Origin of the sequence: Flavobacterium davisii (genome assembly GCF_019565505.1) — a bacterium.
GTDB classification, from domain to species: domain Bacteria; phylum Bacteroidota; class Bacteroidia; order Flavobacteriales; family Flavobacteriaceae; genus Flavobacterium; species Flavobacterium davisii.
Genome location: NZ_CP067378.1, coordinates 510932 through 527504 on the forward strand (window position 1 = coordinate 510932; position 16573 = coordinate 527504).

General features: G+C 31.6%; 17 protein-coding genes and 1 pseudogene. All 18 read right to left on the reverse strand.

Annotated features, from left to right (window positions below):
* Positions 1-216: 216 nt before the first annotated feature.
* Positions 217-726 (reverse strand): hypothetical protein, encoded by a 510-nt coding sequence (locus JJC05_RS02560; RefSeq protein WP_105196670.1) that lies wholly within the window; start codon positions 724-726, stop codon positions 217-219.
* 47 nt (positions 727-773) lie between these two features.
* Positions 774-1205 carry a hypothetical protein gene (locus tag JJC05_RS02565; protein ID WP_127823190.1) on the reverse strand — a complete coding sequence of 144 codons (432 nt, stop codon included), beginning with the start codon at positions 1203-1205 and terminating at the stop codon, positions 774-776.
* Positions 1206-1721: a hypothetical protein gene (locus JJC05_RS02570; RefSeq protein ID WP_235878130.1), complete on the reverse strand. Its 516-nt coding sequence runs from the start codon at positions 1719-1721 to the stop codon at positions 1206-1208.
* Between the two features lie 89 nt (positions 1722-1810).
* Entirely contained in the window at positions 1811-2206 is a 396-nt protein-coding gene (locus tag JJC05_RS02575) for a hypothetical protein (RefSeq protein WP_235878131.1), read from the reverse strand.
* A gap of 16 nt (positions 2207-2222) precedes the next feature.
* The gene (locus tag JJC05_RS02580; RefSeq protein WP_235878132.1) at positions 2223-3485 is read right to left on the reverse strand and encodes a hypothetical protein; all 1263 of its coding nucleotides are present in this window, start codon (positions 3483-3485) and stop codon (positions 2223-2225) included.
* A 44-nt stretch (positions 3486-3529) separates the two neighbouring features.
* The gene (locus JJC05_RS02585) at positions 3530-3691 is read right to left on the reverse strand and encodes a hypothetical protein (RefSeq protein WP_235878133.1); all 162 of its coding nucleotides are present in this window, start codon (positions 3689-3691) and stop codon (positions 3530-3532) included.
* A gap of 2 nt (positions 3692-3693) precedes the next feature.
* Positions 3694-4020: a hypothetical protein gene (locus JJC05_RS02590; protein WP_235878134.1), complete on the reverse strand. Its 327-nt coding sequence runs from the start codon at positions 4018-4020 to the stop codon at positions 3694-3696.
* Positions 4021-4079: 59 nt separating this feature from the next.
* Complete coding sequence (locus JJC05_RS02595; protein ID WP_105196682.1) at positions 4080-4526, reverse strand: hypothetical protein; 447 nt, start codon at positions 4524-4526, stop codon at positions 4080-4082.
* Complete coding sequence (locus JJC05_RS16470; protein ID WP_258929431.1) at positions 4527-4661, reverse strand: hypothetical protein; 135 nt, start codon at positions 4659-4661, stop codon at positions 4527-4529.
* A gap of 494 nt (positions 4662-5155) precedes the next feature.
* Positions 5156-5908 (reverse strand): hypothetical protein, encoded by a 753-nt coding sequence (locus JJC05_RS02600; protein ID WP_235878136.1) that lies wholly within the window; start codon positions 5906-5908, stop codon positions 5156-5158.
* A gap of 2 nt (positions 5909-5910) precedes the next feature.
* Positions 5911-7830 carry a type VI secretion system Vgr family protein gene (locus JJC05_RS02605; protein ID WP_235878138.1) on the reverse strand — a complete coding sequence of 640 codons (1920 nt, stop codon included), beginning with the start codon at positions 7828-7830 and terminating at the stop codon, positions 5911-5913.
* 29 nt (positions 7831-7859) lie between these two features.
* Positions 7860-8249, reverse strand: coding sequence for a type VI secretion system tube protein TssD (gene tssD, locus JJC05_RS02610; protein ID WP_088395034.1), 390 nt, complete (start codon positions 8247-8249; stop codon positions 7860-7862).
* A 409-nt stretch (positions 8250-8658) separates the two neighbouring features.
* Positions 8659-9045, reverse strand: a complete 387-nt coding sequence (tssD, locus tag JJC05_RS02615; protein ID WP_105195469.1) for a type VI secretion system tube protein TssD — start codon at positions 9043-9045, stop codon at positions 8659-8661.
* 389 nt (positions 9046-9434) lie between these two features.
* Positions 9435-10562 carry an N-acetyl-alpha-D-glucosaminyl L-malate synthase BshA gene (gene bshA, locus JJC05_RS02620; RefSeq protein WP_105196720.1) on the reverse strand — a complete coding sequence of 376 codons (1128 nt, stop codon included), beginning with the start codon at positions 10560-10562 and terminating at the stop codon, positions 9435-9437.
* A gap of 332 nt (positions 10563-10894) precedes the next feature.
* Positions 10895-13900, reverse strand: a pseudogene (locus JJC05_RS19020) (serine hydrolase domain-containing protein).
* 9 nt (positions 13901-13909) lie between these two features.
* Entirely contained in the window at positions 13910-14392 is a 483-nt protein-coding gene (locus JJC05_RS02630) for an ABC transporter ATPase (protein WP_127823200.1), read from the reverse strand.
* 7 nt (positions 14393-14399) lie between these two features.
* Positions 14400-15191, reverse strand: a complete 792-nt coding sequence (locus JJC05_RS02635) for a (Fe-S)-binding protein (RefSeq protein ID WP_088393193.1) — start codon at positions 15189-15191, stop codon at positions 14400-14402.
* A 35-nt stretch (positions 15192-15226) separates the two neighbouring features.
* The gene (locus tag JJC05_RS02640) at positions 15227-16561 is read right to left on the reverse strand and encodes a 4Fe-4S dicluster domain-containing protein (protein ID WP_235878140.1); all 1335 of its coding nucleotides are present in this window, start codon (positions 16559-16561) and stop codon (positions 15227-15229) included.
* Positions 16562-16573: the final 12 nt, after the last annotated feature.

Consider the following 16573-nt stretch of genomic DNA (forward strand, 5'->3'; position numbering starts at 1 on the left):
CTGATAATAATAGAAGTATTAGCAAAACACTCAAAACAAATTTCTCTTTACTTATTAAACGATGATACATAAAATATTTATTGGTCTCAAAAATAGTTAAAACTATGCACTTTAGTGCATTTCCCTTTCAGGTTCTAAAAATTATTTACTCTTAACAATGGCAGACTTTCAGTCTGCTTCTTAAAACCTATGGACTTTCAGTCCATAGTGGTTTAGTTATTTAATTTTAATAATAGGAGGACAATTAAAAATGGTATATTCGTTATCAATCCTATAAAATTTATTTTTTTTACTTGTTTTGGTTTGTTGTTTTCCCGAATATACTTTCTTATCATATTCACCTATAGCATCAAAAACCTGTACTTCTTTTAAATCAGAAACTTTATCAAAAACATCATAACCGTTTGTAAACCCATGTGCGCCACCCCATCCTGAATCTTGATAGTGTACAATACCCATTTTTTTGATTCCTTTTATACGGTACTCGTTTACTACCCAATCTACAATAGCTAGATATTCACCCCATTTTCTAAATCCTTTGTTTCCTATTTTTGCTTTTTTTTCATTTATTAATGATCCCATAGGGTTATATATGCTACTAAAAAACATATACAATAACTGATAGCTTGGTATGGCAGGATTTATACTAAACTCATCGTCTTCGTCTGGCGATAATAAGACGTGTTCGCCTATTTGGATACCGTGGTTATGCAAATAATCTGCCATACCTGCAGCATAGGCACCACCTTCGCTATGGGATAAAAAAAACTATTTTATTTTCTCCAAATATTCATTGTTACCAATAAATTTATATTCGTTAAAATCATATATATATATCTTAATTTTTTATTGTTTTTTAATATTTCTTTTTTTATGTAAATGCTAATTTTTAAAATTGAGTCTTCATCAAAATTGAAAATTCTATTATTTTTTGAATTTTGTATTGCTAATGTATAATCAAAAGTTCTCTTGTCAAATTGATTTGGATATAAAGTGTCTTTTCCATTAGAATCAAAATTCGCATAATATCTTCTAATGTAAACACTATCTTCACTGCCAAATTTTTTAAAATAGTTTTCTTCCTCGATAGAAAGTACAGGTTGTTTAATTGCTCTACTCCCCATTAACCAATAAAATGGATTTAGTAAAAAAACAAGACCAATTATTACTATAACACTTATCAGTATAATTATATTTTTTCTCATCTAATCTTCTCTTTTTCTGTAAAATTCAACAATATTTGAGTTTCTTGTTGAGTAGTAATCAACCTTACTATTATTAAGAATATAGTTGTCAATTTTAGCCCAATTTTCATCTTTTGGAGATGTTTGATATACTATTTTACCTTTAGAATTCCATGCTTGCTCTATTTTCAGGGCTTTAAGTCTTTTAAGTAAATCAAATGTTTTTTCGCCAACTGTATCACCATGAACTGTTGTAAATCCACCATTAGAAATATAAACCCCATATCTGGAAACACCTTCAATCTTATTATCCATAACAACTGGGTCTATTTTGAATATGTTTTTTCTAGTTACTAAATCTTTAGTAAGGTATCCTGCAACAATTTGATAAGCAGGGTAGTTTCCTTCTACCAAAAACTCATCTCCTTCGTCCGTAGATAGCATTATAGATTCCCCTACTTTTATTCCTTTTTCAATCAAATACTTCGCAACACCTGCTACACAAGCTCCTCCTTCACTATGGGATACTAAAAACACTTCTTGTCCACCTAGTCCTTTTGTGATTTTATCAAAATTATCTTTTGCAAATTTCTCGCCTGCATTAAAACGGTCTTGCTTAATTTAAATTAAAGTATTGGAAAAGAATATCTTTTTTCATTTGAGTTATGTTTTTCATTTTTTAAGCAATCAGCAGAAACCTCTATGATTAAACTATCAATACATTTTTTCTCAGTTAATGCGTTATTTACTCGCACACTTAATTTTTTTAGATATCTCATTATATTTTCTTCATTTGAAGCTATTTTTTTATTTTCCATATATATATATATATATAGTTTAGCATTGCAATTTTTTAAATCGTTTTCTAGAATCTCATTGATATAAGTGTGATCAGTACTTAATGTTTCTTCTCGAATATTTTTCTCTAATGTTAATAATTCTTTATTATGTTTGATTGTTGGTTGCTGTTTACAAGAACTTCCAAAAAAAAATAAAATTAAGCAACAAATTAAGTTTCTCATTTTTCCCATTTTATATTTAAGATATTTTTACAATAGGAGGACAATTAAAAATGATATATTCATTATCAATTCTGTAAAACTTTGTCCCTTTTGTTGTTTTGGTTTGTTGTTTACCTGAATAGACTTTTTTATCATATTCACCAATAGCGTCAAAAGTTTGTACTTCTTTTAAATCAGAAACTTTGTTAAAAACTTCTGTGCCATTTGTCCAGCCATGTACACCACTCCATCCAGTATCTTGGTAATGTACAATACCCATTTTTTTGATTCCTTTTATACGGTGCTCGTTTACTACCCAATCTACAATAGCTAGATATTCACCCCATTTTCTAAATCCTTTGTTTCCTATTTTTGCTTTTTTCTCATTTATTAATAATCCCATAGGGTTATATATGCTACTAAAAAACATATACAATAACTGATAGCTTGGTATGGCAGGATTTATACTAAACTCATCGCCTTCGTCTGGCGATAATAAGACGTGTTCGCCTATTTGGATACCGTGGTTATGCAAATAATCTGCCATACCTGCAGCATAGGCACCGCCTTCGCTATGGGATACTAAAAACACTTCTTGCCCGCCTAGTCCTTTAGTGATTTCATCAAAATTATCTTTTGCGAATTTTTCACCAGCATTAAAACGGTCTTGACCACTCATATCTCCTGCATAATATGTGGATCCATCGTAATAAAGAATGTATTTTTTACTTTCTAATTCTGAAAAACTAAATAATTTACCATCAACCCTATGTTTTGAATCTAATTTAAAATCCTTTTTTAAATATTCCCAAAAATTATTGACAAAGTTTTTAGTCCAATACGGTTTTTTAGGTTCCGTAGGTCCTACATATTCACCAAAAGTATATTTTGCAATACGCCAATGTCCGTTAACGATAATAATCTTCGGCATTCCTTTTACTTTCAAATAATCGCTTGGGGCTCTAGGAAGTTCTATATTTTCACCTTTATAACTACAACGATAGTAGAGTTCTAGTTTTTTATCGGCTTCATTGGCTATAAATTTTTCTAAATTAGCCAGTCGCAAAGCAATTACAATCTTGTTGCCGTTTACTTTCTTGTTTGTAATCCCTGCTTTGTTACTACTTATGGTTTCTATATATTCGCTTTTCTCGTTTTTTCCTTTAGGTTCTTCTATTTCATTGTTATCATCGTCATAGAGTCTCATTTGAACCATGTCGCCATCGGGAATGTTCTTTGTTTCTGCGTGAAAATAGACAATATCGTCAATCAAGGCTTCTTCTATTGGTTTACTGCCCACTAGGTCTGAGCTCCACCATCCTTTGACAAAAAAATGCTTTGGAGCTAAAGGTGGTTTTTGGGTTCATTACAGGTAACTCCATTTTCTTTTCCAATTTCGTTAATAGATTTTCCTGCTGTAGTTACAATATTTCCTTTGGCATACATATTATGGTCGCCTCCAGTAATTTTTGTATAGGTACCTTTTACAATTCTTGTTCTAGACATATTTAAAATTGTTTTGAGTTCTCGGCACTATTATTTTGCACTTCCTTATCTGAATGTTTATTAATCATACCTGTTGACTGAATATTCATTTCTTTATCACTTACTTCATTTCTCTCGTTCTTTGTTTCACTATGCACATCTCCTTCAATAATCTCCGTCAACTTTCCTGTTACCATGGTCATCATATCCATTGCAACGGTAGTGTTTTTCATGGCACCAATGGTTTCATTTTTATTCATTCCTGCACTTTCAGATATATTCATTCCAACGGAGGTTGTCATGTTTTTACCCACGTTAATAATCATATCTTCGCCTGCGGTAAAGATCATGTTTTTTGGTGTTGTTAAGGAAATTGTAAATGTATACACCTAATGTAATGTCAAAATTTTTATTCCGCTTTTTCTAAATATTTATATTTATTAATAAATTTATATTTATTAAGATCATCATATATATATATGTATCTTAAATATTTATTATTCTTGAGTACTTCTTTTTTAATATGATTAGCGATATTAAAAACGGAATCTTCTTCCAAATGGAATAACCCCTTATTGTTTGACATATGTAGAGCTAGTGTATAATCGAAAACTCTTTTATCAAAATCGTTTATATATAAAGTGTCATTACCTTTTGAATCAAAATTTTCATAATATCTTTCAATAGAAATTTTACTTTCATTTTCAAATTTTTCAAAATAATTTTCCTCCTCAATAGATAATTCTGGTTGTTTAATCGCACTACTATCCATTAACCAATAAAAAGGATTTAAAATAAAACATAAACCAATGACTACAAGTGATATTATTATACCTTTTATAATTTTTCTTCTCATTTAATCTTCTCTTTTTTTATACATTTCAATAATATTTGAGTTTCTTGTAGGATAGTAATCAATTTGGCTATTATGAAGTATATATTCATCAATTTTAGCCCATTTTTCATCTTTTGGAAAGGTTTGATATACCATTTTACCTTTAGAGTTCCAAACCTGCTCAATTGTTAATGATTTAAGTTTTTTTAATAAATCAAAAATATTATCATCAACGGTTGCACCGTGTACTGTGGTAAAACTTGACTTTGAAATATAAACTCCATATTTTGTTACTCCTTTTATTTTATTATCTTTTACAACAGGATCAATTTTAAAATATTTTTTTTTTGTTATAAAATCAAGATCTAAATAACCTGCTACAAGCTGATAACTAGGATAATTATTTTCAATAGTAAACTCATCTCCTTCATCACAAGAAAGTAAAATAGACTCCTTAACATTGACTCCTCGTTCAATTAAATATTTTGCAACTCCAGAAGCGCAAGCACCACCTTCACTATGAGAAATAAGACAAATAGGTTGATCTCCTAATCCCTTGGTTATTTCATTAAAATGCTCTTTGGCATATTTATAACCTCTGTCTTTTCTTTCTTGTCCATTCTCGCTTCCTCCCCATAATGACGATCCGTCTATAAAATATTCAATACTTTGCTGCTTAAACTGGAAATATCTATCCGCTCTATTCTTAAATTCTTGAAACTTCCCTGTGAAAAATATCCAATACTGTTTTTGTCCTTCACCGGTGACATCCCAATTTTATTTGCTATATTATTCCAATGTCCATTTACAAAAATAATCTTCGGCATTCCTTTTACTTTCAAATAATCGCTTGGGGCTCTAGGAAGTTCTACATTTTCACCTTTATAACTACAACGATAGTAGAGTTCAAGTTCTCTATCGGCTTCATTGGCTATAAATTTTTCTAAATTAGCCAGTCGCAAAGCAATTACAATCTTGTTGCCGTTTACTTTCTTGTTTGTAATCCCTGCTTTGTTAATACTTATGGTTTCTATATATTCGCTTTTCTCGTTTTTTCCTTTAGGTTCTTCTATTTCATTGTTATCATCGTCATAGAGTCTCATTTGAACCATGTCGCCATCGGGAATGTTCTTTGTTTCTGCGTGAAAATAGACAATATCGTCAATCAAGGCTTCTTCTATTGGTTTACTGCCCACTAGGTCTGAGCTCCACCATCCTTTGACAAAAAAATGCTTTGGAGCTAAAGGTGGTTTTTTGGGTTCATTACAGGTAACTCCATTTTCTTTTCCAATTTCGTTAATAGATTTTCCTGCTGTAGTTACAATATTTCCTTTGGCATACATATTATGGTCGCCTCCAGTAATTTTTGTATAGGTACCTTTTACAATTCTTGTTCTAGACATATTTAAAATTGTTTTGAGTTCTCGGCACTATTATTTTGCACTTCCTTATCTGAATGTTTATTAATCATACCTGTTGACTGAATATTCATTTCTTTATCACTTACTTCATTTCTCTCGTTCTTTGTTTCACTATGCACATCTCCTTCAATAATCTCCGTCAACTTTCCTGTTACCATGGTCATCATATCCATTGCAACGGTAGTGTTTTTCATGGCACCAATGGTTTCATTTTTATTCATTCCTGCACTTTCAGATATATTCATTCCAACGGAGGTTGTCATGTTTTTACCCACGTTAATAATCATATCTTCGCCTGCATTTACTATGAAATTCTTTGGCGCATTTACATTAATATTCCCATGACCGTCCATTGTCCAAGTGTTGCCGCTAGGATCCTCTATAAAAACAGAGCCTTGGGCATCGTTTAGAATAATTTTAGTTCCACTACGGGTATGAATGGCTTTTACATCATTCCCGCTAGTATGATACCCACTGGTTGCGGCACCGTTATAATGAGTACCTAATACAAAAGGTTTTTCGGCGTTGCCACTTTCAAAACCAACCAGTACTTCCTCGCCTATTTCGGGGATAAAATGAAAGCCTTTACCTGCTCCTGAGTGGGGTTGTATTAACCTAATCCAAGGGGTTTTTTGGTTTTTTCTTTCTTGCCATGGAAATTGTACCCGTACACGTCCCATGCCCATAGGGTCGTTGTTGTCTACTACTCGTGCGGTTTGTTCTTCACAATTAGGATAAGCACTGTCGTCAAAATAAGGAGGTGTCCACAAATCGGGTATGGCTACAAATTCGTTGTAGTATTGGTTGCCATCATGAAAGTGTTTGATTTCTATGATCCGATAGGTTTCCATCGGTTTGTCGTTAATATCAATTAGCTTGGTTAGATCGCCTTGTTTGAGTTGGGGATCTTTACTTTTGCCTTTTACTATCATAAGGCTTTCGCGTAGCTCTTTTTGTTTTCTTACGGCATCTTGTAGTTCTTGGTCTGTTTTGCTACTAATTCCGGTTTGATTGTAGAGTTTGTTGGGTTTTTTATGAAATACGTCTTTTGAAGCTTTAAGGGCTGCGAGTTGGTAGGGGTTAAATTTACTTTGTAATTGAGCAAAGGCGCTATCTCGTTGTAGGTTGTCTCCTGATTCTGTATAGTAGGTGGTGTAGGTAAATTGTTGTGGTTTTACCGATAGTTCAAAAGATACATGTATTAGGTCTATGTTTTCTTCTAATACAATTATTTTAGGGCCTACTTTATTGCCTAATACCAAGCTTTGTCCGTCATAATACAGGTACTCGCCATAGCGTATGGCCAATTGTTTTAGGAACTGGTAATCGGTTTGGTTGTATTGTACGGTGTAAGGGATTACATGTTGGGTGTTGCTGTTTTTGGTAATTAGGTTGAAGTTGTCTTTTGGATATTCGGCGGTTATTTCTTGTATGATTTGTTCTAGGGTTTTGTTTTCAAAACTTTGGCATTCTAAGCCTTGTTCTAGCATAATGGTCGGTGCATGTCCTGTAATATATAACTGACTGTATCCATTTTTTTTTAAAAGGTTCAGATGGGTTATAATGCCTGTAAAGGTTTGTTTTATTTCACCAAATCGATGTAGGTGGATGTGTATGGTTTTGCCTAGATAACTTTTGGAGTTTTCCATGATGTATGCTTCTTGGTTGTCTAGGGAATCGGCACGGGTTGCAATAGTAAAGGTGTCGTGTTCGTTGGTTTTTTGGTCAAGTGTTAGATCAAAATGGGATTTTTCTAAAAAGGATTTGCCTTCTACTGTTAGGGTACAGTAAACTAAGGGGCTTGATTTATCGGCTAAAAAGTCTTTAAAAGTGCCAACGGAGGCGTATTTAGCTAGATCATCAGGATGATTGAGTCTGCCATAATCGCTGTTATAGGTTTCCATGGTCTGTGTTTTTTAGTTGTTTGGTTTTGTTAGTCTTTCCATTTTTTTTCATGGGTGGTATCGTTTAGTGTAAAACGTTTGGCTATGAGTCGCATGGCTATTTGTAAGGGTTGGTTGTTTTGGGAATCAAAGAACTCGGAAAAGGATACACAAAAGGCTTTTTCAAATTTTAGTTCTTGTAATTTGCTCATAGCGTCTCTACGAAAGAAAATAATGGTACCGTTTTTGGTTTGACTATGGTCTAGCATCCACTGTAGTAGGTTGGTTTTGCCGTTGCTTTCTATACGGATGTTGATTTCACCTCCTTGGGGCATGCCTTGTGGTTTTCCTGTTGCATCTATTTCTTGTGTGAAATTATAATCGCAGTTTAAGATATTATAGGTGTTACCGTCTAATTCTAATTTGGCTAAAAATGACATGTCTTAAATTTTTATAGTGTTTTTAAAAGAAGGAATTAAACCCAGATTACGCATTAGACCCGAGCGTAGCGAATAGACGAAGTAAATCTATTCCACTTTATTTTTCTTCAAATTCAAGCACGTACTCAAATTTTAATCATCAAAATAGTTGACTATTTCTTCTTCTAAAATTTTCCGTGAGCACTTGAATTTATTGAAAAATTTTGTTTCACAACGAAGTCTAATCCGGAATCTGGGTTAAAAAAGAGGCTGTCTGAAAAGTGAAAAATCAATCTTTAGTTGTCACTTCGACCATAGGAGAAGTCACAGTAATATGTGATTTGCTTCTCCTATTTGGGCAAAACTCTTGGTTTTTCCTTTAATTGAAATGATAAGATTGTGCCCTTTTAGGACAGCCTCTTAGGTGTTGTTATACCCATTCGTTTTGATAAGCGCCTGATCCTAATTCAATTTTTTTAGCTGAAATAGTAAAGGTTTCGGTTAATGGGTTTACGCCAGTTGAGTCGAAGTTTTCTCTGAATTTTACAACATAAGCTTCTGAGAATTTTAATTCTTTTAAAACAGCATCGCTATCTCTTTTAAAGAATTTTACACTACCGTCTTTTCTTTCAAAAGAGTTGGTCATCCACTCAAAGAACGAAGTGTCTGCTGTTCCTTCAATAGTTAACTCAATTTTACCTCCTCTTGTTACGGTAGAAGGTCTACCTGTTGCGTCTGTTTCTTGAAATAACCCGTAATTTACGTTTAATACGGTGTACTCTTTTCCTGCTACTACTAGTTTAGATTTAAATGACATATTTATAAAGATTTAAAAAAATAAAAAATACAAGGGATGTAGATACCTAAAAATAATATAAGGAATGATTTGGGGGTGTTAGGTTTTTGTAAGTATGTAGGTAAATTGTTTTGTTTGTGTGGTATCATCGTATATTTGTTTTTTAATAATAATAACCATTTATGGAAATACAACTAAGTCAAATATACTGTGTTTTTCAAGAAAAAACAAATGTTTTGTTAAAAAAATAACTTCACTTTGTTTTTCTTGAATAAAAAAAAGAAAAATGTATTGGTAAATAATAAAAAGGAGTTGTGGTTACTAGTGTTTTTTTAACTAGAATTTGGTATTAGACTGGAAAAAGTGAATTGGTAAAGTCTCAAACTATTCCTCTTTAATCTCAAATATTTTTATTCTAAACCTATTATTTCTTTATATATTCCTTCGTAAATGGGTACTATATTTTCAACAGAAAACAGTTTAGCTGTTTCAAAAGCATTTCTTTTAAAATTATTTAAAACTTCATTATTTGAAAGAATTTTAAGTGCATTTTGAGCCATATCTTCTATATCCCCTACTGAGCTTAAAAAACCAGAAACACCATTTATATTAACTTCTGGCAGCCCTCCCGAATTACTTGATATTACAGGCACTTTATTAGCCATTGCTTCCAGTGCTGCTAATCCAAAACTTTCTGTATCTGAAGGTAGTAAAAAAAGATCTGAATAACATAAGATTTGGCTTATTTCATGACTATTTCCAAAGAAAATAACTTTTTCTTCAATACCTAATTCTCTACAAAGCCATTCTGCTTTTTCTCTTTCAGGACCATCTCCTACCATCATTAATTTAGCGGGTATTTTTTCTTGTATTTTATAGAAAACTTTTACAACATCTGGAATTTTTTTTACTTTTCTAAAATTACTGATATGTGTAATTATTTTTTCTTCTGGTTCAGCCATTACAGAACGTTTACAAATTCGATTATGAGATTCTGTATCTGCTATTTCTATAAAATTAGGAACTACTTTTATTTCTTTAGTTACCTCAAAATATTTCAAAGTATCTTCCTTTAAACTCTTAGAAACAGATGTTACAACGTCCGACTTATTAATACTAAATGTAACAGCGGGTTTATAATAGGGATGATTTCCTACTAAAGTTATATCTGTACCATGCAATGTAGTTACCATTGGCAAATTAATTCCTTCTTCTTTTAATATCTGTTTCGCCATATATCCTGCATAAGCATGAGGTATAGCATAATGCACATGTAAAACTTCTATTTTATAAAGCTTTACCATATCTACTAATTTACTCGAAAGAGCTAATTCATACGGTTGGTAATGAAATAATGGGTATTCTGGAACATTTACTTCATGATAATGTACATTATGACTTAAAAGAGCTAAACGTACTGGTTGACGATAGGTAATAAAATGTATTTCGTGCCCTCTTCTAGCAAGTTCTAAACCTAATTCTGTAGCCACTACACCACTTCCTCCAAATGTTGGATAACAAACAATTGCTATTTTCATAAACAATGAAAAAATTATTATTTAAAAAATTGTTCTTTTTTTTATTAAATCAAAACTTCGCATTAACACTTTATTATAGATAATAAATAACTTTATATTTAGAAAATATTTTTTTATCCTTTATATAGTAAAACTACATTTCAATAAAATTTTCATGTATTTTTATCTTGATCTTTCCAGATTTATTAAAAAATCCTAATGCGGAATCTGGGTTTTATCAAGCATATAAAATATTTTAATTTATTTTTAAAAAAATTCGTAAAGCAAAATTTTACTTTACGAATTTAGTATATTTTAAAAAAATAAAAATTAATTTCACTTAATATTAACGATTAGTCAAAAATAGAATCGTAAATAATTTGTTGAATTCTTTCTCTCGTATTTTCTTTTGCTAATTTATTTGGTAGATTACTATCGGGGAAAGTTCTATTGGATAAAAAAACATAAATTAGTTCTTTTTCAGGATCAGCCCAAGTCATTGTTCCTGTAAAACCAGTGTGTCCAAAACTAGTTATTGAAGCACAACCACACGTTGGTCCTTCTCCTTTTAATTGAGGTTTATCAAAACCAATACCTCTTCTATTTCCTTCCGTACAAAAATAACATGTATTAAAATCGTCCATTGTCTTAGAAGAAAAGAATTGAGTTCCTCCGTAGTTACCTTTATTCAAATAGAGTTGCATCATTTTTGCAATATCACTTGCATTTGAAAACAAGCCTGCATGTCCTGCTACACCTCCTTGCATGGCAGCTGCCATATCATGCACATATCCTTGAATTAAATCCTGACGATAGTACGTATCTTTTTCTGTTGGTGGTATTTGGTCTATGTCAACCTTTTTTAAAGGATTATACATTGTATAATTCATTCCTATTTTTGAAAAAAAAGTTTTCGTAAGCCAAATTATCTAAGGTTTTATTATGATGTGTTTCTAAATATTCTTTTAACAAAATAAAGGTAAAATCACTGTATTTATACTCTTTCTTAGGCAAAAGCTTACTTTTCATTATTTTAGAAATAATTGAATCTTTATAGCTATCTGTCAAAAATAAATTTTCAGATACTTGAGTCGTAAAACCTTCTGTTAGCGTTTGACGGTATAATTTTTCAGATGGTTTTTTGGTAATTGAATCTATTGTTTGCTTATAAAAAGGCTCCCAAGCTTTTAATCGAGCATAATGTGATAACAATTCTTTAAAAACAATAGAATCCTTATTAGTTCCTCTGGCTTTATGAACCATTTGTCCTAAGTGAGTAGCTAAATTTATTTCCCCTTTATCATAATCCATCATTACATTGGGTAATGTTCCTATAATTTTAGATAATGAAGCGATATCATAAATATCTGTATTTTTTACCTTCGTATCTTGTTCATAGGTGTGATAACCAAAGGATTTGTGGTAAATCACTTTTCCTTTTCTAGCAACTAAAACTTGTGCTCCCGGAGTTATTTTATCATCGATTGCTTTTTTAACTACATCATCAATTTCTTTTAATTTATAAGAGTTCATTCCTACTCCTTCTGGAGAAGAAAAGCCTAATCTGTTTATTTTTTCTGTAGTAATTCCTTCACCTACTTTAAAATATTCTTTAATAGAAACGGGTAATTTCCCTTTTGCTTCTACGGCTCCAAAAATTAATTCAGCTGAAATAGTTTGGGGTATATCACCATTTTGATAACTTACAATCAAACCTTCTATATCATCAAAAGATTTGATCTTAAGCAAGGTATATGGCTTTGCAAAAACATCTAAAATAACATTATTTTGAGCGGCTATTTTTTCTAACCAAAGTAAATCTTTTTCAGAAAAATCGTGTTTGCGCCATGCTCTATCAGATTTATGATAACCTATAATGACAGTATTAAATTCTTTTAAATTAACTAAAAGGCTATCTAGATTTTTCTCTTCCATTTCCTCTACTTGGGCATATTTTTTTAATGTACTCAAAAAAACGTTACCTGAATCATCCCCTAATTTCACATAGGCAATTTTAGCTTTGGTTAGGTCTTTTATTGGTAATAAAGTATGTTCATTTTTTAAAACCGTAATAGCATTTTCATATAAATTGTATTGTAATTTACTTGCTTCTGGGGCATTTAAATCATTTAAAAGACCTGTTATTTCTATTGGTTTATAATTATTTAATCCTGCCTTATATTTATAGCTTAAGATCTTTTTTACAGAATGTTCAATACGTTCATCTGTAATTATTTTATCATTATAAGCTTGAGTAAATTTAGTAATAGCGGAAGGAACATCTTCTGCAAACAGCATAATATCATTACCTGCTAAAAAGGCTTCTAAATCTATATCACCTGGTTTTTTAAAACTGCTTGCTCCTTTCATATTAAGAGCATCTGTAAAAATTAACCCTTTAAAACCTAGTTCTTTTTTAAGGTATTCGTAACTATATTATAAGATATAGAGGAAGGATAATTTTGACGTTCTTCCAGACTTGGCACATTCAAATGCGCAACCATAACTGAAGATAGTCCTAAATTAAACATTTTTTTATAGGGGTAAAACTCTACGGAGTCAATACGTTCTTTTGTAAAATTAACAACGGGTAATGTATGATGTGAATCTGTTTCGGTATCGCCGTGTCCCGGAAAATGTTTACCTGTAGCAAATACTCCTTGGCTTTGTATTCCTTTCATTAAAGCTACGGCACGTTTTGTTACTTCTTCTTTATTTTCCCCGAAAGAACGATTTCCTATAATAGGATTATTAGGATTTGTATTAATATCAATAACAGGAGCAAAATTAAACTGCAATCCCATTCTTTTGGTTTCTTTGGCCATTCGTTCTCCTAACTGTTCTATCAATTTCATATCTTGAACGGCTCCTAAAGTCATATTCCAAGGATAAGCATAGGTTGAATCTAAACGCATATTAAGCCCCCACTCTGCATCATTCCCTATAAAAAGGGGGATTTTAGAATTGGCTTGAAAACGATTTGTTAGTTTGGCTTGACGCATGGGTCCTCCTTGAAAGAAGATCAAGCCTCCTATTTTATAATTCTTTATTAATTTATCTAACGAATTAAAATGAATACTATCTTTATTAGAATAAGCAGCCACCATAAAAAGTTGTCCTAACTTTTCTTCAAAGCTTAAAGAATTATAAACACTGTCAACCCATTTACGTTCTCCTGATAATTCATTAAATAAATTAAACCCTTCTTTATCAGGATCTATAAATTTTTGAATCATAGGAATATTTTTGGTTTCTGCCATAATAGCTTCTTCTCTTTTACGGTTTTTTATAACCGCACATTGCATCATTAGAAAAGCTAAAAGGGAAAAAAATAAATATTTTACAATAGAAAACTTCATCTTCAAATATTAAAAAAAGCGACTATGCCAACTTTCGCTTGCAGGAACTTCCCAAGAATCATTTAGTTCCTCTATAGTATTAACTAAATTATTAAAAACAATGGTGGAAGCAGAAACAGCTTTTTCTTTAGCCATTTTCTTAAAATCTATTAATGATTTATGGGCAATAAATTCACCATTTTTAAATGTAACATTCATTTTATCTAACAAATCAATCGCATACTTTTGTTCTAATTGCTGGATAAACTGTACAGAACTATCGATTGAGCAACCTGTTGGAGCTTGTATACTAGGATTGACAGTTAAAATAATAAAACGATTATAACGAATATCAAACGATGCTTCTAAAGGGGTACCGTGAGCAGACCAATCAGCAAGAAATTTTTCAGTATGAATGGCTATTTCTTTTATTTCGTCATCACTTAATTTTCGATTGGATTGATAAATCCAAACACGTGAATCAAGTGGCATATTTTCAAAGGGTATATACATCTGAATACTATAAATCTTGAGCGTTAGCAATTAATTCTGCTACATCTAGTACTTTTACATCATGTTCACGATGTTTTGCTTTGGTACCATCTGTTAACATTGTATTACAAAAAGGACATCCAGCTGCTATAATATCTGCCTTCGTTGCTAAAGCATCTTCTGTCCGTTCAACATTAATGTCTTTTTCTCCATTTTCAGGTTCTTTAAACATTTGTGCTCCTCCTGCTCCACAGCATAATCCGTTTGCTTTAGAGCGTTTCATTTCAACTAGTTCGGCATCTAATTTTTGAATTAAATCACGAGGAGCTTCATATATTTTGTTTGCTCGTCCTAAATAACAAGGATCATGAAATGTAATTTTTTTACCTTTAAACTGGCCTCCTTCAATAGTCAAACGCCCTCTGTCTAATAGTTCTTTTAAAAATTCTGTATGATGTACTACTTCAAATACTCCTCCTAATTCAGGGTATTCATTTTTTAAAGTATTAAAACAATGGGGACAAGCTGTAACAATTTTTTTTGTTTCATAAGCTTTAAGAATTTCTATATTCATAAAGGCTTGCATTTGAAACAAAAATTCGTTTCCTGCTCGTTTAGCGGGATCTCCTGTGCAAGCTTCTTCTGTTCCTAAAACAGCAAAATCTACACTTGCTTTATTCAAAATTTTAACAAAAGCTTTTGTTATCTTTTTAGCTCTATCATCAAAACTACCTGCACATCCTACCCAAAACAAAACTTCTGGTTGTTTACCTTGAGCTAACATTTCTGCCATTGTAGGCACTATCAAATTTTCTGACATAATTCTCTATATTGATTTGTCTGCAATTTCAATTATTAATTTTCGTCTTTCCAATTCAAACGATCCATTTGACTATATTGCCAAGGCGCGCTATTGTTTTCAATATTAGTCATCATGGCGTTTAAGGACTGAGGTGCTGCACTTTGTTCCATTACCAAATAACGACGCATATCCATGATAATTGAAAGAGGACTTATATTAACTGGACATTCTTCTACACAGGCATTACATGAGGTACAAGCCCAAAGTTCTTCTTGTGTGATATAATCATTTAACAATGATTTTCCATCTTCTATAAATGTTCCATTATTTTTGTCTAAATTATTTCCTACTTCTGTTAGACGATCACGTGTATCCATCATAATCTTACGAGGAGATAATTTTTTACCTGTTTGATTAGCTGGACAAGAGGAGGTACAACGTCCACATTCAGTACAGGTATAAGCATTTAGCAACTGAACCCAGTTCAGATCTGTTACATCAGAAGCTCCAAACTTACTTGGTGTTGCATCTACTGGTGCAGCAGCATAGGGATCAGCATTAGGATCCATCATTAATTTCACTTCATTCGTAACACTTTCTAAATTATCAAATTTTCCTAAAGGTTTTAGATCAGCAAAAAAGGTATTAGGAAAGGCTAAAATTATATGTAGGTGTTTGGAGTAATATAAATAATTTAAAAAAACCATTACCATTGTAAAATGTCCCCACCAACCTACTCTCTCTAATATATGTAAAGTTCCTTCACTTAAACTTCCAAAAAAAGCGGGTCCTAAATATTGAGATACAGCAAAACTAAATGATCCTTGACCTTCAAAGTGTGATTTCCCCATTGTATACAACACTTCATCTGTACCATTCATTGTAAAAATACAGCTTACCAATATAATCTCCATAATCAAGATTAAATTAGCATCTTTTTTAGGCCAACCTAATAATTCTGTTTTATTTAAACGGGGTAATTTTAACAGGTTTCTTCTCATCAAAAAAGCAATTGTTGCTACTAATGCCGTAACTGATAAAATTTCTATAAAACTAATTAAAAAGGTATAAAACCCTCCTAAAGCTGGTTTAAAAAAACGATGGGTTCCAAAAATACCATCTATTAAGATTTCAATTAACTCTATTTGAGTAATTATAAAAGCTGAATACAATACAAAATGCAGAATGGCAGGTACTGGACGTGTAAACATCTTTTTTTGACCAAATGCTACTAGGAGCATATTTTTCCAGCGATCTGATGAGTTATCCGATCTATTTATATCTTTTCCTAACTTTATATTACGAATAATTTTTTTTACATTTTTTGCAAAAAATCCTATTCCAACACCAAGAATAATTAGAAAAAACAAACTGTTTAAATAATTCATATAAAAGGTTGA